At 70.0% G+C, this 20,060-nt stretch carries 17 protein-coding genes; 11 read left to right on the forward strand and 6 right to left on the reverse strand.

Annotation, left to right across the window (positions count from 1 at the left end):
• Positions 1–32 precede the first annotated feature (32 nt).
• The 3 genes from ACWDUD_RS10565 to ACWDUD_RS10575 are packed head-to-tail and all read left to right on the forward strand — an operon-like array spanning position 33 to position 1,681.
• Positions 33–833 carry a thymidylate synthase gene (locus ACWDUD_RS10565; RefSeq protein WP_197250504.1) on the forward strand — a complete coding sequence of 267 codons (801 nt, stop codon included), beginning with the start codon at positions 33–35 and terminating at the stop codon, positions 831–833.
• Positions 830–1,321, forward strand: a complete 492-nt coding sequence (locus tag ACWDUD_RS10570; protein WP_197250503.1) for a dihydrofolate reductase — start codon at positions 830–832, stop codon at positions 1,319–1,321. Before ACWDUD_RS10565 ends, ACWDUD_RS10570 begins: the two co-directional genes overlap by 4 nt.
• 33 nt (positions 1,322–1,354) lie before the next feature.
• Positions 1,355–1,681 carry a cupin domain-containing protein gene (locus ACWDUD_RS10575; RefSeq protein WP_197250502.1) on the forward strand — a complete coding sequence of 109 codons (327 nt, stop codon included), beginning with the start codon at positions 1,355–1,357 and terminating at the stop codon, positions 1,679–1,681.
• A 4-nt stretch (positions 1,682–1,685) separates the two neighbouring features.
• Here the strand turns inward: ACWDUD_RS10575 and ACWDUD_RS10580 are convergent, their stop codons facing one another.
• Entirely contained in the window at positions 1,686–3,194 is a 1,509-nt protein-coding gene (locus ACWDUD_RS10580) for a carboxylesterase/lipase family protein (RefSeq protein WP_450109278.1), read from the reverse strand.
• A gap of 55 nt (positions 3,195–3,249) precedes the next feature.
• The gene (locus ACWDUD_RS10585) at positions 3,250–4,473 is read right to left on the reverse strand and encodes a hypothetical protein (RefSeq protein ID WP_450109279.1); all 1,224 of its coding nucleotides are present in this window, start codon (positions 4,471–4,473) and stop codon (positions 3,250–3,252) included.
• Positions 4,474–4,531: 58 nt separating this feature from the next.
• Between ACWDUD_RS10585 and ACWDUD_RS10590 the strand changes: the two genes are divergently transcribed.
• From ACWDUD_RS10590 to ACWDUD_RS10600, 3 genes are read left to right on the forward strand one after another with little or no spacing between them, the layout of a single operon-like run.
• A complete protein-coding gene (locus ACWDUD_RS10590) occupies positions 4,532–5,131 on the forward strand; it encodes a TetR/AcrR family transcriptional regulator (protein ID WP_450109280.1) in 600 nt (199 codons plus the stop codon).
• Positions 5,128–6,756, forward strand: a complete 1,629-nt coding sequence (locus ACWDUD_RS10595; RefSeq protein ID WP_450109281.1) for an acyl-CoA dehydrogenase family protein — start codon at positions 5,128–5,130, stop codon at positions 6,754–6,756. The genes ACWDUD_RS10590 and ACWDUD_RS10595 overlap by 4 nt, the downstream gene beginning before the upstream one ends.
• A 53-nt stretch (positions 6,757–6,809) precedes the next feature.
• Positions 6,810–7,601, forward strand: a complete 792-nt coding sequence (locus ACWDUD_RS10600; RefSeq protein ID WP_197255400.1) for an FAD:protein FMN transferase — start codon at positions 6,810–6,812, stop codon at positions 7,599–7,601.
• 100 nt (positions 7,602–7,701) lie between these two features.
• On the opposite strand, the gene pgi is transcribed toward ACWDUD_RS10600, so the two are convergent.
• Positions 7,702–9,342: a glucose-6-phosphate isomerase gene (pgi, locus tag ACWDUD_RS10605; RefSeq protein ID WP_197255402.1), complete on the reverse strand. Its 1,641-nt coding sequence runs from the start codon at positions 9,340–9,342 to the stop codon at positions 7,702–7,704.
• Between the two features lie 79 nt (positions 9,343–9,421).
• Between pgi and ACWDUD_RS10610 the strand changes: the two genes are divergently transcribed.
• A complete protein-coding gene (locus ACWDUD_RS10610) occupies positions 9,422–10,873 on the forward strand; it encodes an NAD-dependent succinate-semialdehyde dehydrogenase (RefSeq protein WP_450109282.1) in 1,452 nt (483 codons plus the stop codon).
• A gap of 55 nt (positions 10,874–10,928) precedes the next feature.
• On the opposite strand, the gene ACWDUD_RS10615 is transcribed toward ACWDUD_RS10610, so the two are convergent.
• On the reverse strand, positions 10,929–11,228 hold the full coding sequence (locus ACWDUD_RS10615) for a chorismate mutase (protein ID WP_197255404.1): 300 nt from the start codon (positions 11,226–11,228) through the stop codon (positions 10,929–10,931).
• A gap of 264 nt (positions 11,229–11,492) precedes the next feature.
• On the opposite strand from ACWDUD_RS10615, the gene pcrA reads away from it, so the two are divergent.
• Entirely contained in the window at positions 11,493–13,925 is a 2,433-nt protein-coding gene (pcrA, locus tag ACWDUD_RS10620; RefSeq protein WP_450109283.1) for a DNA helicase PcrA, read from the forward strand.
• 66 nt (positions 13,926–13,991) lie between these two features.
• Here pcrA and ACWDUD_RS10625 read toward each other — a convergent pair whose 3' ends face one another.
• Positions 13,992–15,068 (reverse strand): M23 family metallopeptidase, encoded by a 1,077-nt coding sequence (locus ACWDUD_RS10625; protein WP_450109284.1) that lies wholly within the window; start codon positions 15,066–15,068, stop codon positions 13,992–13,994.
• Positions 15,069–15,292: 224 nt separating this feature from the next.
• On the opposite strand from ACWDUD_RS10625, the gene ACWDUD_RS10630 reads away from it, so the two are divergent.
• The 3 genes from ACWDUD_RS10630 to sucD all read left to right on the forward strand — a co-directional run bounded on the left by ACWDUD_RS10630 (position 15,293) and on the right by sucD (position 19,203).
• Positions 15,293–16,969, forward strand: coding sequence for a hypothetical protein (locus ACWDUD_RS10630; RefSeq protein WP_450109285.1), 1,677 nt, complete (start codon positions 15,293–15,295; stop codon positions 16,967–16,969).
• A 145-nt stretch (positions 16,970–17,114) separates the two neighbouring features.
• On the forward strand, positions 17,115–18,284 hold the full coding sequence (sucC, locus tag ACWDUD_RS10635) for an ADP-forming succinate--CoA ligase subunit beta (protein ID WP_197255410.1): 1,170 nt from the start codon (positions 17,115–17,117) through the stop codon (positions 18,282–18,284).
• Positions 18,285–18,300: 16 nt separating this feature from the next.
• Positions 18,301–19,203: a succinate--CoA ligase subunit alpha gene (gene sucD, locus ACWDUD_RS10640; RefSeq protein WP_197255412.1), complete on the forward strand. Its 903-nt coding sequence runs from the start codon at positions 18,301–18,303 to the stop codon at positions 19,201–19,203.
• A gap of 63 nt (positions 19,204–19,266) precedes the next feature.
• Here sucD and ACWDUD_RS10645 read toward each other — a convergent pair whose 3' ends face one another.
• A complete protein-coding gene (locus ACWDUD_RS10645) occupies positions 19,267–19,890 on the reverse strand; it encodes an IMPACT family protein (protein ID WP_450109286.1) in 624 nt (207 codons plus the stop codon).
• Positions 19,891–20,060 lie beyond the last annotated feature (170 nt).

Here is a 20,060-nt window from a genome sequence, read left to right on the forward strand (position 1 = left end):
GCACACCGCGGGGAAGCCGTAAACTTGCCGGCGTGACTGTGCCGACCCCGTACGAAGACCTGTTGCGCCTCGTCCTCGAGACGGGCACCCCGAAGGCCGACCGCACCGGGACCGGGACGCGCAGCCTGTTCGGGCATCAGATGCGCTTCGACCTCGCACAGGGATTCCCGCTGATCACCACGAAGAAGGTCCACCTCAAGTCCATCGTGTACGAGCTGCTGTGGTTCCTGCGCGGCGACTCGAACGTGCGATGGCTGCAGGAGCACGGCGTCACCATCTGGGACGAATGGGCCGACGCCGACGGCGAGCTCGGACCCGTCTACGGCGTGCAGTGGCGGTCCTGGCCGACCCCGAGCGGCGAACACATCGACCAGATCAGCCAGGTCCTCGAGACGATCCGCAACAACCCGGATTCGCGGCGCATGATCGTCTCCGCCTGGAACGTCGCCGACCTCGACGACATGGCGCTGATGCCGTGCCACGCGTTCTTCCAGTTCTACGTCGCCGACGGCAAGCTCAGCTGCCAGCTCTACCAGCGCAGCGCCGACCTGTTCCTCGGCGTGCCGTTCAACATCGCCAGCTACGCGCTGCTCACCCACATGGTGGCGCAGCAGACCGGCCTCGAGGTCGGCGAGTTCATCTGGACCGGCGGCGACTGCCACATCTACGACAACCACATCGAGCAGGTCACCGAGCAGCTCGGGCGCGAGGCCTACGAGTACCCGACGCTGAAGCTGAACCGCCGGGATTCGCTGTTCGACTACGAGTTCGAGGACGTCGAGGTCGTCGGCTACCGGCACCATCCCGCGATCAAGGCGCCGGTGGCGGTGTGACCGGGGCGCTGACCCTGATCTGGGCCCAGGCCCGCGGCGGCGTCATCGGACGGGACGGGACGATCCCGTGGCACATCCCGGAGGACATGGCGTTCTTCAAGGAAGCCACGATGGGGCTGCCCGTCGTCATGGGACGGCTCACCTGGGATTCGCTGCCTGCGAAGTTCCGGCCGCTGCCGGGCCGGCGCAACATCGTCGTCACCCGCAACCCCGACTGGACCGCCGACGGAGCCGAGGTCGCCGGCAGCGTCGAGGCGGCGCTGGGCCTCGTCGACGGTGCCGACGCCGCCGTCATCGGCGGTGGCCAGATCTACGCGCAGGCCATGCCGCACGCGACGCGGCTGCTGGTCACCGAGGTCGATCTCGACGTGGACGGTGACGCCGTCGCTCCCGAGATCGGACCGGGCTGGACGGTCACCGAACAGGGCGAATGGCAGCAGTCCCGGTCCGGTATCCGGTTCCGCTGGGTCGGGTACTCGCGAACCTGAGACCGCGCCCGCGGGGTGGGCCATACTGCGAAGATGGACAAGCTCTCCCTCACCGCCATGGCCCGGCAGCAGCTCAAACTCGCGGCGGCATCGAGCAACGGGCGCAGTTCGCAGACCGTGCTCGGCGGGCACACCAAGCACCTTCGGCAGACGGTGATCGCGCTGCTCGCCGGACACGAACTCGGCGAGCACGACAGTCCCGGGGAGGCGACCATCCAGGTTCTGTCCGGGCAGTTGTCGCTGATCGCTGGGGACCAGTCCTGGAAGGGTTCGGCCGGGGACTTCCTCGTGATTCCCCAGTCGCGGCACAGCGTGGCCGCCCTCGAGGACGTGGCGTTCCTGCTGACCGTCGCGAAGTGATCCGCTACGGGCAGACGGGGGTGCGATAGCCCGCGTAGCCCTCCCAGGCGAGCCGGCGTTCCCGCCGCGGATCGTGTTCCACCCGGGTCGGCACGTCGAAGATCGTCGTCGCGCGCTCCCGCTCGTCGTACTGCGGCCACGACGGCAACGGCTCACCGTGCCGTGCGAAGTGCAGCCAGTGCCGCTGCACGGCGTCGCTGACGAGGCGCAGCCCGCGGCGACCCCCGAGGGCCGTGTACGCCCGGCCCAGTGGCGTGTCCACCTGATCGAACACCGAGAGCAGTTCCACCGCGTGCGTCGCATCGAACCCGGACACGCGCGCGAGCCGGGGCGCGAAGTCGAAGCGGTAGCTGTAGGTGGGTGCGAACCGCGAATGGGCCTGCGCGATCTGGATCGACGGATACCAGAAGGTGAGGTCGCCGCCGAGATCGACGGCGGCCCGTTCACCCGGATAACCCGGATAGGCCGACACGACGCGGTCGCGGGCCGCTTCGTCGGTGAGCGCGAACATCCGGTCGATGCGGTCCGGGTTCGTCGGCAATCCGTCGAGGAATCGCGGGAACAGGGCGCCTTCCCGGTCGTTGGTGCCGATGATCAACGGAACCCGTTGCGCCGCACCCGATTCGTACGCGTCGAGCGGATGGGTGGGCAGGAAGTCGCCGTCGACCACCGGACCGAACACGTGCAGGCCGGGGGAGGCGTGCAGCGTCTCCCGGGACAGCCGGTTCCCGGTGCGGCCGAGTTCGGCGGGCGTCGCGGCGTCGAGCGCGGCCGCCGCGGAATCGGCGTCGGCGCCGAGCAGTTCGACGAAGCGCGCGGCCCACTCGGCGGCGCGCGGCGCATCGACCACCAGGTCCGGTGCGGAACTCTGCGCGAACAGACCGCGCGAGGCGGGGGTCGCCAGCAGGGTGGTGACCGCGTTGCCGCCCGCGGACTCGCCGAATACGGTCACGTTGCCGGGGTCGCCGCCGAACGCGGCGATGTTGCGCTGCACCCATTCGAGGGCGGCCACCTGGTCGCGCAGCCCCAGGTTGGAGTCGAACCGCCGGGCCGGGGTCGAGAACGCCGAGAAATCGAGGTAGCCGAGGCTGCCGAGCCGGTAGTTGAGCGACACGTAGACCACGTCGCCGCGGCGCACCAGCGACTGTCCGCCGTAGAGCGACAGCGCGCTCGTGCCGAGCGTGTAGGCGCCGCCGTGCACGAACACCATCACCGGGCGCGGCGTCGCCGACCGGGCGGCGGGAGCGATGACGTTGAGGGTCAGGCAGTCCTCGCTGATCGCCAGGCGTTCCCGGCTGCCGGTGAAGGCGCCTCTCGGGGCCTGGCACGCCGCATTGCCGAAGCGCGTCGCGTCGAGTTCCCCGGTCCACGGCTGCACCGGCTGCGGCGCCCGCAGTCGCAGCGGGCCGACCGGCGGCTGCGCGTACGGGATGCCCCGCCACGACAGGAGGTCGCCGACGCGGCTGCCGCGGACCGCGCCGCCGGCGAGTGTGACCAGGGTCTCGGGGGTCATGTGCGCAACTGTACGTGACGGGCCGTCACAGCTGCCGGTGTTCGCCGTCCCGCGGTCACCAGGGCCGGGCCTCGAGTCCGCGATCGGCGAGTTCGGCATCGGCGTACACGCGCAAGGTCGCGGCGTCCGGGAACCGATCGGTGTCGAGCGCGACGAGCGAGAGCGTGTAGTGCCCGCCCAGCCTGCACAGGTAGGCCGACAGGTGTGTCGACGTGGTGGCTCGGGGCGCGGGCAGGCCCGGGTGCATCGCCCGCGCGGCGAAACCCACGGTGCGGTGCGGTCCGAACGTCTCGAGGCTCTGGGGGATCGGTCCGATGTTGGAACACAACACATCTCGCTCGCCGGCACCCGCCGCGAGCCGCGCGGCCAGCCGATCGGGGACGAGTTGCAGGATCTCGTCGGGGATGCCGTGGGGAGCGCCTTCGGGCGGTCGCCGGTACGCCTCGCGCGCCGCCTCGCGGATCCGCGCGGGGCTGTCCGTCGGTCCGACGACGACCTCGGTGGTCGTCACGCCGTTCGCGGCGGTCCCGGCGTTGCGGGAGTCCACCGGCACCGCGATTCGCACGGGGGAGGGCACCCCGGCGCGACGGGCGATGCCCGCGCCGACGGCGAGGAACAGCGCATTGGGGGTGCCGCCGTCGGCCTCGGCCGCCCGGTCCCATCGTGCGGCGTCGATGTCGAGCAGCGCGGTGACCGGCCTGGCGGTGACCGGCCGGGGCGCCGGGCCGTCGCCGGAGGCGGGGGAGTAGCGCACCCCGCGCAGGCCGCGACCGACCCGGCGGATCAGGTCGACGGCATCGCGGACATCCGACGTGCGCTCGGCGCTCGGTGCTTCGACCGTGCCGGCGAGGCCGTCGGTGACGGCGTCGAGCAGGCCGCGGGCGTCGACCAGCACGTGGGAGCACACGAGCGAGACGACGGTGCCGCCACCGTCGAGGGGGGCGGCCGTCAGGGCCCAGCCCGGGTGCCGCTCCGGGTCGACGTCGACCTCGGCCTGCGCGTCCGCCCACGCGAGGATGCCGTCGTCGGGGATCGGGGCGGTCGGGTAGTGCAGGGGCCGCGATTCGACGCTCGGTTCGAATCGGGGGCGTGCGCCGGGCACGCGGGATCGTACGACCCGCCGGCCGAGCGGACCGCCGGCGAGGGCGTCGTGCAGGGAGATCAACAGCGGCAGGTCGACGGTGTCGTCGCTGCGCCACAGCCCCTGCATGACCACCGGCAGGCCGAATCCTCGGTGCCGGTGCAGGAAGATCTCGTCCACCACGCTGAGCCGGTTCACACCTTCGACCGTAGCGCCGACCGTTGACCCAAGGGATGAACTGAGGTTCAATTCTTGCGTGGCCTACCGCCGGACCGCTGCCGTCGAGCAGCGACTCGAAGACCGCCGTGCCGCGATCGCCGCCGCCGCGGTCGCGCTGCTCTCCGAGCACGGCTACCGCGCGCTGTCCATCGCCGCCGTCGCCGAACGCGCCGGAGTCGCCACCGGCACCGTCTACCGTCACTACACCGACAAGTCCGACCTGATGGTCCGGATCTTCCGTGACCTGTGCGCCCGCGAGGTCGAGGCCGTGACCGCCGCAGCCTCCGCCGCCGGGTCCGGCACCGGAAAGGTCGCCGCGATCGTCGAGACCTTCGCGCAACGGGCGCTGCGCAACCCCCGGCTCGCCTACACCCTGCTCGCCGAACCGGTCGACGCGGCACTCGACGCGGAACGGCTCGTGCTCCGCCGCGCGTTCGCGGCCGTGTTCGCCGACGCGATCGGCTACGGCATCGGCACCGGCGAGTTCCCCGAGCAGGACACCGGCCTCGCCGCGGCCGCCCTCGTCGGCGCGGTCGGCGAGGTGCTCACCGACCCCCTGCACACCGGTGCCGCCGCGACCGGCACCATCCCCGACCTCACCGTATTCGCCCTCCGAGCACTGGGAGTTCCCCGATGACCCCGACCTTCCCGCCCACCCACGAGGTGTTCAACCAGGTCCCCGACCTCGTGCCCTACGACGCCGCCGACGACGCGTCGCTGCTCGAGGGACTGCGCCGCGAAGGTGCCGGTTGGGCCGAGGACGAGGTGCGCGCCCTCGGTGTCCTCGCCGGCGGCGCCCGCGCCCAGGACTGGGGCCGACTCGCCAACGAGTACCCGCCCGTCCTGCACACCCACGACCGTTACGGCAACCGCATCGACGAGGTCGAGTTCCACCCGCACTGGCACGACCTGATGACCGTCGCCGTCGAACACGGACTGCACGGCGCGCCCTGGCGCGACCCGCGGCCGGGCGCCCACGTCGCCCGCGCCGCGAAGTTCTACACGTGGGGACAGGCCGACGCCGGGCACATGTGCCCGATCTCGATGACCTACGCGGCGATCCCCGCATTGCGGCACAACCCCGAACTCGCCGAACGCTACGAACCGCTGCTCGCGGCACCCCACTACGACTTCGGTCTGCGCGAACCGAGTTCGAAGCGCGGGCTGATCGCGGGCATGTCCATGACGGAGAAGCAGGGCGGCTCCGACGTGCGCGCCAATACCACCACCGCGACACCGAACGCCGACGGCAGCCACACGATCGTCGGGCACAAGTGGTTCACGTCGGCCCCGATGTCGGACCTGTTCCTGACCCTCGCGCAGACCGAACACGGGCCGAGCTGTTTCCTGTTGCCGCGCGTGCTTCCCGACGGCACCCGCAACCGCATCCACATCCAGCGGCTCAAGGACAAGCTCGGCAACAAGTCCAACGCGTCCTCGGAGATCGAATACCAGGGTGCGACCGGCTGGCTCGTCGGACCCGAGGGGCGCGGTGTCGCGACCATCATCGAGATGGTCAACATGACCCGGCTCGACTGCGTCATCGGTTCGTCGATGGGCATGCGGATGGCCGCGCTGCGCGCGGTGCACCACGCGCGTCACCGGAAAGCGTTCGGCGCATTGCTGATCGACCAGCCGCTCATGCGGAACGTGCTCGCCGATCTCGTCGTCGAATCCGAGGCGGCGACGACGATGATGATGCGGCTGGCCGGCGCCACCGACCGCGCCTCGGGCGACCCGCAGGAGGCTGCGCTGCGACGCATCGCACTCGCCGTCACCAAGTACTGGGTGTGCAAGCGGGCACCGGCGCACGCCGCCGAGGCCCTCGAATGCCTCGGCGGCAACGGCTACGCGGAGGAGTCGGGCATGCCCCGGCTGTTCCGGGAGTCGCCCCTCATGTCGATCTGGGAGGGATCCGGCAACGTCGCCGCGCTCGATGCGCTGCGCGCCATGATCAAGCAACCCGACACCGTCGAGGCGTTCTTCGCCGAGGCCCGGCTCGCCGAGGGCGCCGATCGCCGGCTCGACGACGCGATCTCCCGGGTCGGCAAGGAACTCGCCGACCTCGAGAACGTCGAATACCGGGCCCGGCGGGTCGTCGAACTCATGGCCCTGGTCCTGCAGGGTGCGCAACTGGTGCGGCACGGGCATCCGGCCGTCGCCGACGCGTTCTGCGCGAGCCGCCTCGACCACGACTGGGGCATCGCGCTGGGCACCCTGCCGACCGGGGTCGACACCGCTGGGATTCTGGCCAGACTGTGACCGGGGCATACTGGTAGGCATCGTCACCGAATCGAACGTGCGTGGAGCCCGTCATGATCAGATTCAGCAGATGGCGGGGGTGGGGGGAACGAGTCACGCTGGCCGTGACCGAGTACGATGCGTTGCGCGACGCCGAGCGGCTCGTGCGGGACATCGTCATCGAGTCCGAAGCGGCCTGCAATCCGCAGCGCGGCGACGCCGAGATCCACGCCGTCAACCTCGCGCAGGGCATCCCGGTGCAGGTCAGCCCCCGGCTGTCGGTGCTGCTGCGCTCGGCGTTGTGGGCGGCCCGGATGACCGACGGCGTCGTCGATCCGCTGTCGGCCGACGACGCCGACCTCGACGAGGCCTCCACGGCGCCGATCCACCCGCTGCCCACCTACCTCGACGTGCAACTCGACGGCGAGACCGTCCTCACCCCGTACGGGGTGAGCCTGGACATCAGCGAGACCGCGAAGGCCGACACCGTCGACCGGGCCGCCGCCGCGGTGGCCCGCGACCTCGAATGCGGAGTCCTGGTGCGGATGGGCGAAACGATGGCCACCGCCGGCAACTGCCCGGCCGGCGGCTGGCAGATCGACCTGCCCGGGGGCGGAACCGTCGAACTCCCGGCCGGTGCCGCGATGTCGACGCGCACGGCTGGGGACTCCCGGGATTCGCTGTGGCGCGAGGTCACCGTCATCGCCGCGGACGCGGTGTGGGCGGACGCGGCCTGTGCGACCGCTCTGCGCCGAGGCCTCGGGGCGATGCGCTGGCTCGAGCAGTACGGTATGCCGGCCCGCCTGATCGACGAGAGCGGCCACACCCACACCACCGCCGCGTGGTCGAATCCCCGGGCCGCCTGACGGTCGTCGCGTCGTTATCGCCCGGCAGTCGAATTCGCCCACCGCTTCGGAATCCGCTCCTCCTGCGGCACGAGCGAATTCGCAGAAGCCGCGTAGATCGTCAGCTGTTGCGGAGCCGCCGGTACTCGCGGATCAGCGCGTCCGTCGACGAATCCCCCAGGGATGCGGGCTCTTCCGGCTCGGTCAGCGCCGGTTCCAGCGCGAGCGCCTGCGCCTTGCCGAGTTCGACACCCCACTGGTCGAACGAATCGATACCCCAGATCACGCCCTGCACGAACACCTCGTGTTCGTACAGCGCGATCAGCTGACCCAGCGTGGAGGGGGTCAGCGACGGGGCCAGGACCGTCGTCGACGGGCGGTTGCCGGGCATCACCTTGTGCGGCACCAGCGCCTCGTCGGTGCCTTCGGCGCGGATCTGCTCGGCGGACTTGCCGAACGCGAGCACCGTCGACTGCGCGAAGAAGTTCGACATGAGCACGTCGTGCATCGAGCCGCGTCCGTCGATCGTCGGCAGGTCGTCGAGGGGGCGGGCGAAGCCGATGAAGTCCGCCGGGATCAGGTGCGTGCCCTGATGCAGGAGCTGGTAGAACGCGTGCTGGCCGTTGGTGCCCGGCTCACCCCAGAAGATCTCCCCGGTCGGATAGTCCACCGCGGTGCCGTCCGAGCGCACCGACTTGCCGTTCGACTCCATCGTCAGCTGCTGCAGATACGCGGGGAACCGCACCAGATCGTTGCTGTAGGGCAGTACCGCGCGGGACTGCGCCCCGAGGAAGCTGGTGTACCAGACGCCGAGCAGACCGAGCAGCACCGGCGCGTTCGATTCGAGCGGCGCCGTCGCGAAATGGGTGTCCATCGCGTGGAACCCGGCGAGCAGTTCCGCGAACCGCTCCCTGCCGATCGCGGCCATCACCGACAACCCGATCGCCGAGCCCACCGAATACCGGCCGCCGACCCAGTCCCAGAACCCGAACATGTTCTCCGGGTCGATCCCGAACTCGACGACCCGCTCCTTGTGGGTGGACACCGCGACGAAGTGCTTCGCGACGGCGTCCTCGCCGAGCGCCGCGACCAGCCAGCGCCGCGCCGCGGTCGCGTTCGACAGGGTTTCGAGCGTCGAGAACGTCTTGGACGCAACGACGAACAGCGTCCGGGCCGGGTCGAGACCCTGCAGGTTGTGGGTCAGATCCGCCGGATCGATGTTGGAGACGAACCGGGCCTCGACACCGGCGTCGACGTAGTGCCGCAACGCCCGGTACACCATCACCGGACCCAGATCCGACCCACCGATGCCGATGTTGACGACCGTGGTGATGCGTTCCCCTGTGGCGCCGCGCCACCGGCCGTCACGGACCCGGTCGGTGAATTCACCCATCTTGTCGAGCACCGCGTGCACGTCGGCGACGACATCCTGGCCGTCGACGGTGAGCGTCGCCTCGCGGGGAAGCCGCAGCGCCGTGTGCAGCACCGCGCGGTCCTCCGAGGTGTTGATGTGCTCGCCGGCGAGCATCCGATCGCGGTGTGCTTCGACGCCGCACGCGCGGGCCAGGTCGAGCAGCAACTCGCGGGTGCGGCCGGTGATCAGGTGCTTGCTGTAGTCGATGTACAGGTCGGCGGCGGTGAGCGTGAACGCCTCGGCGCGACCCGGTTCCGCCGCGAACAACTCGCGCAGGTGCAGCGACTCGATCTCCGCACGATGTTCGGCGAGCTGTTGCCACGGGGCGGTTCGCGTCACGTTTTCCATGTCTGCAGAGACTAGTGCGGAACGGAAGTTACCGGTCGGTCGGAAACCGATGTGAAATGCGCGGGCGCATGATGGGGACATGGACATCTCGGAGATGCTGCGAACCGTGCCCACCGATCTGTTCCTCGGCGGCGACTGGGCCGCTGCGGAGAACGGCGCGACCTTTCCCGTTCATGATCCGGCGACCGGGAAGGTCCTCACCGAAGTCGCCGACGCGAGTCCCGCCGACGCGGCCAGAGCACTGGACGCGGCGGTCGCGGCCGGGCCGGAGTGGGCGGCGACCGCGCCCCGCGAACGCGGTGAGCTGCTGCGCGCGGCCTTCGAGGCGGTCACCGCCCGCGCCGAGGAGTTCACCTTGCTGATGAGCCTCGAGATGGGCAAGGCGCTGCCGGAGAGCCGCGCCGAGGCTCGCTACGGCGCCGAGTTCCTTCGCTGGTTCTCCGAGGAAGCGGTCCGCATCGCGGGCCGCTACACCCATTCGCCGGCCGGTACCGGGCGCATTCTCGTCACGAAGCAGCCCGTCGGCCCGTGCCTGGCGATCACGCCGTGGAACTTCCCGCTGGCGATGGGGACCCGCAAGATCGCGCCGGCGCTGGCCGCCGGCTGCACGATGCTCGTCAAACCGGCGTCGGCGACCCCGCTGACGATGCTGCTGCTCGCCCGGGTGTTCGAGGAGGTGGGCCTGCCGAAGGGTGTGCTCTCGGTGCTGCCGACCTCCCACGCGGGTGCCGTGACCGGTCCGCTGCTCGACGACCCGCGACTGCGCAAGCTCACCTTCACCGGGTCGACGAGCGTCGGCCGCGCCCTGGCCGAGAAGGCAGGGCATGCGATGCTGCGCACGTCGATGGAACTCGGAGGCAACGCGCCGTTCCTGGTGTTCGACGACGCCGATCTCGACGCCGCGGTCGACGGCGCGCTCGCCGCGAAGTTGCGCAACGGGGGCGAGGCCTGCACGGCCGCGAACCGGATTCACGTCGCGAACTCCGTGCGTGAGGAGTTCGTCGCGAAACTCACCGAGAAGATGGCCGCCTACCGGCTCGGACCGGGCACCGATCCGGACACGACACTCGGACCGCTGATCGACGCCGACCAGAAGGACACCGTCACCACCCTCGTCGACGATGCGGTCGCGAACGGTGCGCGGGTGCGGCTCGGTGGCAAGGTTCCGGACGGGCCGGGCTGGTTCTACCCGGCGACCGTCCTCGACGACGTCCCGACGTCCGCGCGGATCCTGCGGGAAGAGGTCTTCGGCCCGGTGGCGGCGGTGGCCGGATTCGACACCGAGGACGAAGCGATCGCCGCGGCCAACGCCACCGAGTACGGCCTGGCCGCCTACATGTACACGCGCAGCCTCGATCGTGCGCTGCGGGTGTCCGAGGCGATCGAATCCGGCATGGTCGGGGTCAACCGCGGGGTGATCTCCGACGTGGCCGCGCCGTTCGGCGGGGTCAAGGCGTCGGGGATCGGACGGGAAGGCGGACATGAAGGCATCGAGGAGTACCTCGAAACCAAGTACATCGCCTTCGAGTAGGCCGACGGCTACGGCCGGAAGCCCGTGCGGCTACCGGCCGAGTCGGTTGTGGCTACTACTGGCCGAGTCGGCCGCGGCCGAGGCGGAGCAGCAGCATCGCCAGGGTGTGACCCTCCTGGCCGAGATCGCTGAACCGCTCGAGCACCTTCATCTCACGGCTGTGCACGAGACGGGTGCCGCCGGAAGCCATGCGGGTACGGCCGATGATTCGCGAGACCTCGGTGCGGCGTTTGACCGCGGCGAGAATCTCGGCGTCGAGTCGGTCGATCTCCTTGCGAAGTTCGTCGATCTCCGCCTGGCTGGCGGGGACGTCGGCGGCAGAGTCGGATGTGGCAGCGTCGATGTTGGTGCTCATGTCATCTCCTCGCGTCAGAACTGGGATCGCTCCGGAACCGGTGGGCGTTACCGCCGGAGGTGGATCAGGACCGTGCGGTCAGGCGTCGGTGCTGGGAAACCGACACCGTAGTGCATCCTGTCCATCCGGTCGACAGCGGTCACATGACATGCAAACCAGTCTGCCATCCGTGGAATCCGGTCGCCAAGTAAGGGCGACCTGGCCGGAACGTCCGGATCGCCCGTCTACGCGATTGTCGGGGTCCGCCGGTAGTTTGGTACGACGATGAACACTCCCGTTGCCTTCGGCCACCCCGACTCCGATTCACCCCGGCGAGCGAGTGCGGATTCGTCCGACTCGCTGCTCGCGGGCCTGAATCCCCAGCAGCGGGAAGCGGTGACCCACGACGGTGGTCCCCTGCTCATCGTCGCCGGCGCCGGCTCCGGCAAGACGGCGGTGCTCACCAGGCGGATCGCGTACCTGCTCGCCGAGCGCGGTGTCGCGGCCGGTCAGATCCTGGCGATCACGTTCACGAACAAGGCCGCGGCCGAGATGCGCGAACGCGTCGCGCAGCTGGTGGGGCCGCGTGCCAACAGCATGTGGGTCTCGACGTTCCACTCCAGCTGCGTGCGGATCCTGCGGGCCCAGTCGGCCCTGCTGCCCGGCATGAACTCGAACTTCACGATCTACGACGCCGACGACTCGCGCCGGTTGCTCACGATGATCGTCAAGGATCTCGATCTCGACACCAAGAAGTACTCGGCGCGCCTGCTCGCCACCCAGATCTCGAACCTGAAGAACGAGCTGATCGATCCGCAGGAGGCCGCCGCGGACGCGGACGGCGACCCCGCGGAGCTGCCGCGCATCGTCGCGACCGTGTACGCCCACTACCAGCAGCGGCTGCGATCGGCGAACGCCTTCGACTTCGACGACCTCATCGGCGAGACGGTCGCGCTGCTGCAGGCTCATCCGCAGGTCGCCGAGTACTACCGGCGCCGGTTCCGCCACGTGCTCGTCGACGAGTACCAGGACACCAACCACGCACAGTACGTGCTGGTGCGCACGCTCGTCGGTGAGGCCGGAGACGGGAGCCCGGTGCCGCCGAGCGAACTGTGCGTCGTCGGCGACGCGGACCAGTCCATCTACGCCTTCCGTGGCGCGACGATCCGCAACATCGAGGAGTTCGAGCGCGACTACCCGGACGCCCGGACCATCCTGCTCGAGCAGAACTACCGCTCCACGCAGAACATCCTGTCGGCGGCCAACTCCGTCATCTCCCGCAACGCCGGACGCCGCGAGAAGCAGCTGTGGACCGACTCCGGCGAGGGCGATCTCATCGTCGGCTATGTCGCCGACAACGAACACGACGAGGCGCAGTTCGTCGCCGCGGAGATCGACCGGCTCACCGCCGCCGGGGAGGTCAAGTTCGCCGACGTCGCCGTCTTCTACCGCACCAACAACTCCTCCCGGGCACTCGAGGACGTCTTCATCCGCCACGGCGTGCCGTACAAGGTCGTCGGCGGGGTGCGCTTCTACGAGCGCAAGGAGGTCCGCGACCTGGTCGCGTACCTGAAGGTGCTCGCCAACCCGGACGACACGGTGAGCCTGCGCCGCATCCTCAACACCCCGCGCCGCGGCATCGGCGACCGCGCCGAGGCGTGCGTCGCGGTGCACGCCGAGCGGCTCGGGATCGGCTTCGGGCAGGCGCTGGCCGACGCCGCCGCCGGCCAGGTCGCGTTGCTGAACACGCGTTCCCAGAAGGCAATTGCCGCGTTCACCGAGATGCTCGACCGACTGCGCGCGATGCTCACCGAAACCGACTCGGACGGAAACGAACTCGTCGATCTCGGTGATCTGGTGGAGGCGATCCTCGAACGGACCGGCTACCGTGCGGAACTCGCCGCGAGCGACGACCCGCAGGACGGCGCCCGCCTCGACAACCTCAACGAGTTGGTCAGCGTGGCAAGGGAATTCAGCTCCGATGCGCGCAATGCGGCGGGGCTGGAGGACATCGAGCGGGACGAGGGCGATCCGGAACCGGGATCGCTGCCCGCATTCCTCGAGAAGGTCTCGCTCGTCGCCGATGCGGACCAGATCCCGGAGAACGACGACGGCGTCGTGACGCTGATGACGCTGCACACCGCCAAGGGCCTGGAGTTCCCGGTCGTGTTCGTCACCGGCTGGGAGGACGGGCAGTTCCCGCACATGCGCGCGCTCGGCGACCCGGCCGAGCTGGCCGAGGAACGCCGCCTGGCGTACGTGGGGATCACGCGGGCCCGACGTCGGCTCTACCTCAGCCGCGCGGTCCTGCGCTCGTCCTGGGGTCAGCCCGTGTCGAACCCGGAATCGCGTTTCCTGCAAGAGATTCCGCAGCACCTCATCGAATGGAAGCGGGAGGAGCCGGTTCGTTCGGCCGGCCACGCCATCGGGTCCGGACGCTCACGCGGCTACGGCGGCGTCGGATCCGGATCCGGGTTCGGGGGCGGTTCGGGCTTCGGTGGCGGCTCCGGATCGGGCGGCGGGTTCGGCAGTGCGCGCGCCCGCAACAATCAGCTGGTGCTCGCGGTGGGGGACCGGGTCAGTCACGACAAGTACGGGCTCGGGACGGTGCTCGAGACGAAGGGGTCGGGACCGACCGCGACGGTCGTCATCGACTTCGGAAGCGCCGGCAAGGTGCGGCTGATGCTCGTCGGCGGCGTGCCGATGGTCAAGCTCTAGGGGAGAGGTGGCGCCGGGGCTCCAATAACGGGGTTCCGGCGCGGAATTGCTGCCGAGTGGGCCGATTCAGTCCTGCTCGATGCCGAGGCTGATGCCCCGGGTGGCGAGCCACGGAACCGGGTCGATCTTGTCGGTGCCGTTCAGATGCACCTCGAAGTGCAGGTGCGGGCCGGTCGAGAAGCCGCGGTTGCCCATCGTCGCGATCTGGTCGCCCGCCATGACCTGCTGGCCCACGCTCACCAGGGTCTGGTCGACGTGTCCGTAGACGGTGACGGTGCCGTCGGCGTGCTGCAGGCGGACCCACAGGCCGAAGCCGGAAGCGGGACCGGAATCGATGACGACTCCGTCGGCGACCGCGAGGATCGGGGTGCCGATCGGGCCGGCGATGTCCACACCGGCGTGCAGGGTGCCCCAGCGGGCACCGAAGTTCGAGGTGAACGTGCCGATCGCGGGGAGGACGAACAGCGGGCGGCGGGCGGCGGCCTCGCGGGCGGCACGCTCCTCGCTGAACCGCTGGCCCTTCGCGAGCAGGTTCGAGAACTGGGAGAGATCGTTCGGGTCCGCGATGTTGAGGACCTGCGGCGCCTGCGACGGAGCGGCGCCGTCCGAGGCGGTCGCGGCGAACTGGGAAGCCTGCGGTACCGCGGTGGCGGTGATGACGTTGGAATCGGACTCGTTCGCCGCGAGTGCGACCTCGGAGTGCTCGGATCCCTGAGAGGGTCCGTTCGTTGCGGCCTGGCCTGCGGCGACGACTGCGCCGGCCGCCACGGCGAACACCGCGGCGCGGCCCTTGAGCGCGCTCGGCGGTGTCGGGATGCGGTGGGCGCCGCCGCGGCGGGCCGGGGCATCCACGTCGACGGGTTCGTTCTCGTAGTAGGTCTCGGCGCCGGCGTCACGGAAAGCGGCCTGCCCGTAGTAGGACCGGTCGGCGTAGGACTGCGCGGCGGTCGGCTGGTCGTCGCCGTAGTGGTAGGGGGCGTCCGTGTAGTAGTCGGATTCGTAGTCGTAGTACCCGGACTCCGTGTAGTAGCCGGAGCCTGCGGCGTAGCCGGAGTCTGCCGAGTACCCAGCGCCTGCGTAGTGGTCGGTCTCCGATGATCCGTCGTGGACCCCACGGCTGGTGAGCTGACTGCTCGGGCTCATTCGCCGTTCCTCCCGTTCGTGACCTGACCGTTATTTCGACCAAAGGGACCGTAACGAAACGATTGCTGGGCTGGCAACCCATACGGGAGACACGCCCAGGCGCTGTGAGCGGCATCACAGTCTCACCTGCGGCGAAAGCGGAAACATTCCGCTCTTGCCTCGGCGATACAGAACATTTCGGTGTGTCACGGTCCGGTGACATATCGGTCGCGTAGCGTCGCCCCGTGTCGAATCGCCCCACACCACTCCGATTCGGACTCGCACTCTCGGTGCTGGGTGCCCTCGCCGTCACGGCGGCGCCGCTGCTGCCGGTCGTGCGGGCCGGAACCGGCGCCGTGGGGTCCGCGATCCTCGCCGCCGCGATCGTCGCTGCGATCACCGCGTCCGCGATCCCTGTCGCCGCCTTCGCGGTCGCGCGCCGATCGGCTACCGCAGCCGGCGCCTTGCTCGCGGGTGCCGGGGGTATCGCCGCGGGCGCAGCGCTCGCCGATCTCACCTTGTTCGTCGACGCGATCGACGCGAACCGGTTCGAACTGTTCCGTCCCGTGACCGCCGCAGCGCTCACCGGCGGACCCGGTGCCGCGATGCTGCTCGCCGGACACCTGTGCGCGGTGCTCGCCGGTGTGGCCGGTGCGATCGCCGCGGGCGGCGCCCCGCACGCCGACGAGGGACCGGTCGGCACCCGGCCGGGTACGCCCGTCGTCGCCGGGATCGTCGGTGCCGCGACGGTGGTGGCCGTCGGGTTGCTCGCGCCGGTGGTGGTCTCGTCGGACCCGGTGATCGTCGCGCGCGGGGTGCTCGATGCTCCCGCGACCACTGCGCTCGGCGGTGTGCTTACCGCGACGTTCGCGCTCGTCACCGTGGCGTGGGCGCTCAGTGCGGGAACGACGGCCGCGGCGGGCGCGATCGCCGGGACCGGAGCGGCCGCGCTCGCCCTGCTCGCACCACGATTTGCCGCGGGCCTGGCCGGGGACCGGCTCTCACCCACGCCGGCGACCGCCGCCGGGACGATCGCCGCGGTGCTCCTCGTCGTCCTGGCCGCGGCGATGCCCGCGGCCGGTGCGCGGCGTGCCGCCCGCCCGGCCCGGCCGGGATCGACTGGTGTTCTCCGCTCCGGCCGGGCACACGCCGTCGCCGGTGTCCTCGGTCTCCTCACCGCCGCGCTCGCCGTCGTCGGAGCACTGTTGCCCACGCTCTCCGTGCCGGTCGGCCACGACGTCCCGGATCTGCCGCAGACCCGCGTGCTGCTCGTCGCCGGGCTGCTGCTGGCGGCGCTGAGCGTGTGGCTGCTGCTGTCCGCCTGTGCCGAGACGGTGCGTCCGGCGGTTGCGGTGCCGATCGTCGCGGTCGCGGCGACCGCCGCCGCAGTACTGCAGGCGTGGGTGGTGGCCGCCGACCTGCCGGGAGTCGGCGCCGGTCCGGGGACCGCCGTCGTGTTCTGCACCCTGGTGGGTGCGGCCGCCACCGGTGTCGCGGTCCTCGTCGCGGGGGCCGCCGAGCGCGATCGGATCGACACCTCGGCCGAGCTGCACGTCACCGCGCGCACGCGCGTGGTCGTCCTGGTCGCGGCCGTCGCGTGCATCGTCGGGTCGGCCGTGCCCCTGTACCACGGTGCCGGGTCGCTGCTCGCCTATCCCTGGGGATACGACGTGTGGGGGCGGGCTCTGCTCGCCGTCGCGGTGGGGGTCGCGGCGGCGGTGGCGGTGCGGTCGCGACCCGCGCGGGGAGGGGCGTTGCTGCTGGGAGCGGCCGGTGCGACGGCCGTGTACGCGTCGTCGTGGGTGCTGGTTCGAAGTGTGATCCAGGATCCGGTCGCGGCCCTCTGTGTCGCACCTGTCATTCTGGGGACGGTGCTCCTCTTGGTTGCGGCCTCGCTCACACTCCGGGAGGAATCTCCGTGAGGTAGCTCGCGAGACCTCGTACTCCGTGACATGCGCCACATGGCCCGAGTGCGATCGTTTCCTGGGGCTTCCAAGTAACTAGAGTCCGAACCTGGCCCGCTCAAAACCCCCGAGCGGGCGTGAACGCAGACGAGACGGTGAGCAGATGGATCTCTTCGAATACCAGGCGAAGGAACTCTTCGCCAAGCATGACGTGCCGACGTCGGCCGGCCGTGTTACCGACACGGTCGCCGGTGCCCGCGAGATCGCGGAGGAAATCGGCAAGCCGGTGATGGTCAAGGCCCAGGTCAAGGTCGGTGGCCGTGGCAAGGCCGGTGGCGTGAAGTACGCCGCTACCGCAGACGACGCGCAGACCCACGCCGAGAACATCCTCGGCCTCGACATCAAGGGTCACATCGTCAAGAAGCTTCTGGTCGCCGAGGCCAGCGAGATCGCGGAGGAGTACTACATCTCCTTCCTGCTCGACCGCACCAACCGCACCTACCTGGCGATGTGCTCGGTCGAGGGTGGCATGGAGATCGAAGAGGTCGCCGCCACCAAGCCGGAGCGTCTCGCCAAGGTCCCCGTCGACGCCGTCAAGGGTGTCGACCTCGCCTTCGCCCGTGAGATCGCCGAGAAGGGCCACCTGCCCGCCGAGGTTCTCGACGCCGCGGCCGTGACCATTCAGAAGCTGTGGGAGGTCTTCGTCAAGGAAGACGCTCTCCTCGTGGAGGTCAACCCGCTCGTCCGTACGCCGGACGACCAGATCCTCGCCCTCGACGGCAAGGTCACCCTCGACGCCAACGCCGACTTCCGTCAGCCCGGCCACGCCGCGTTCGAGGACAAGGACGCGACGGATCCGCTCGAGCTCAAGGCCAAGGAGAACGACCTCAACTACGTCAAGCTCGACGGTGAGGTCGGCATCATCGGTAACGGCGCGGGTCTGGTCATGTCGACCCTCGACGTCGTCGCGTACGCCGGTGAGAAGCACGGCGGCGTGAAGCCCGCCAACTTCCTCGACATCGGTGGCGGCGCCTCCGCGGCCGTCATGGCTGCCGGCCTCGACGTCATCCTGAACGACGCGCAGGTCAAGAGCGTGTTCGTCAACGTCTTCGGTGGCATCACCGCCTGCGACGCCGTCGCCAACGGCATCGTCAAGGCTCTCGAGATCCTCGGCGACGAGGCCAACAAGCCGCTCGTCGTCCGTCTCGACGGCAACAACGTCGACGAGGGTCGCCGCATCCTCGCCGAGGCCAACCATCCGCTGGTCACGCTCGTCGCCACCATGGACGAAGCTGCCGACAAGGCTGCCGAGCTCGCCGCCGCAGCGAAGTAAAGGGACACACAGAACAATGGCAATCTTCCTTACCAAGGATTCCAAGGTCATCGTCCAGGGCATCACCGGCGGCGAGGGCACCAAGCACACCGCGCTGATGCTCAAGGCCGGCACCCAGGTCGTCGGCGGCGTCAACGCCCGCAAGGCCGGCACCACCGTGTCGCACACCGACAAGGACGGCAACCCGGTCGAGCTGCCGGTCTTCGGCTCCGTCGCCGAGGCCATGAAGGAGACCGGCGCGGACGTCTCGATCGCGTTCGTTCCCCCGGCCTTCTCGAAGGACGCCATCGTCGAGGCCATCGACGCGGAGATCCCGCTGCTCGTGGTCATCACCGAGGGCATCCCCGTGCAGGACTCCGCGTACGCGTGGGCCTACAACGTGGAGAAGGGCAACAAGACCCGCATCATCGGCCCCAACTGCCCCGGCATCATCACCCCGGGCGAGGCGCTCGTCGGCATCACCCCGGCGAACATCACCGGCAAGGGCCCGGTCGGCCTGGTGTCCAAGTCCGGCACCCTGACCTACCAGATGATGTTCGAGCTGCGTGAGTACGGCTTCTCGACCGCCATCGGCATCGGCGGCGACCCGGTCATCGGCACCACCCACATCGACGCCATCGAGGCGTTCGAGAAGGACCCGGAGACCAAGGTCATCGTCATGATCGGTGAGATCGGTGGCGACGCCGAGGAGCGTGCCGCCGACTACATCAAGGCCAACGTCACCAAGCCGGTCGTCGGCTACGTGGCCGGCTTCACCGCCCCCGAGGGCAAGACCATGGGCCACGCCGGCGCCATCGTCTCCGGTTCCTCGGGCACCGCGCAGGCCAAGAAGGACGCCCTCGAGGCGGCCGGCGTCAAGGTCGGCAAGACGCCGTCCGAGACCGCTGCTCTCGCACGCGAGATCCTGAAGTCCCTGTAAGCGGCTTCCGCCCTCCGTGCGCGGTTTCGGTAGTTCCCACTACCGAAACCGCGCACGACGCGTTTATCCGTCGATCCACTCCCGGCCGACGGGCTCCAGCTCCCCGGCGCCGGACGTCACCGACGCCACCACACTCGCCAGCTGCTCCGGGTCCCGCGCCGCGACCGTGAACTTCGCCCGGTCCTCGTACGACACCCCGAGCACACTCACCCCGCGACCGCGCAGTTCCGCATCGACACGGCCCGCGTCCCCGTGCCCGACCGCGAGGGTGAACACCTCCCGCCGCTCGCGCGGCACCAGCTGCGCCGAATCCAGCGCGACCGCGACGGCCCCCGAGTAGGCGCGCACGAGCCCGCCCGCCCCCAGTTTGATCCCCCCGAACCAGCGCGTCACGACCACCGCCACGTTCACCACGTCGCGGTGGTGCAGCACCTGCAGCATCGGGACCCCCGCGGTGCCGCCGGGCTCTCCGTCGTCACTGGACCGCTCGGCCCGCGAGGCCGGTTCGTCGCCGACGACGAACGCCCAGCAGTGATGCCGCGCATCCGGGTACAGACGGCGTTGCTCGTCGGTGAACGCGGCGGCGTCGGCAGCGGATTCGACCCGGCGCAGGGCGGCGAGGAAGCGCGAGTGCTTGACCTCCGTCTCCACGACCACGTCCCGTCCGGGCGCGAGTGTGTTCGGCATGCCTCCCATTGTGTCGATCGGTGCATACGCTGTTTCCAGTGCATCCGGAAGACACCGAGTGCACCCGACGACCGCAGGAGGAATCTCAATGAAGTTGTCAAGCCGCCGCGACGGTAGACGCGGGCTGGTAGACCGCCTCGTCGCGGAGCATCGCCCACAACACGTTCACA

It is taken from the genome of Rhodococcus sp. NPDC003382 (assembly GCF_053589135.1).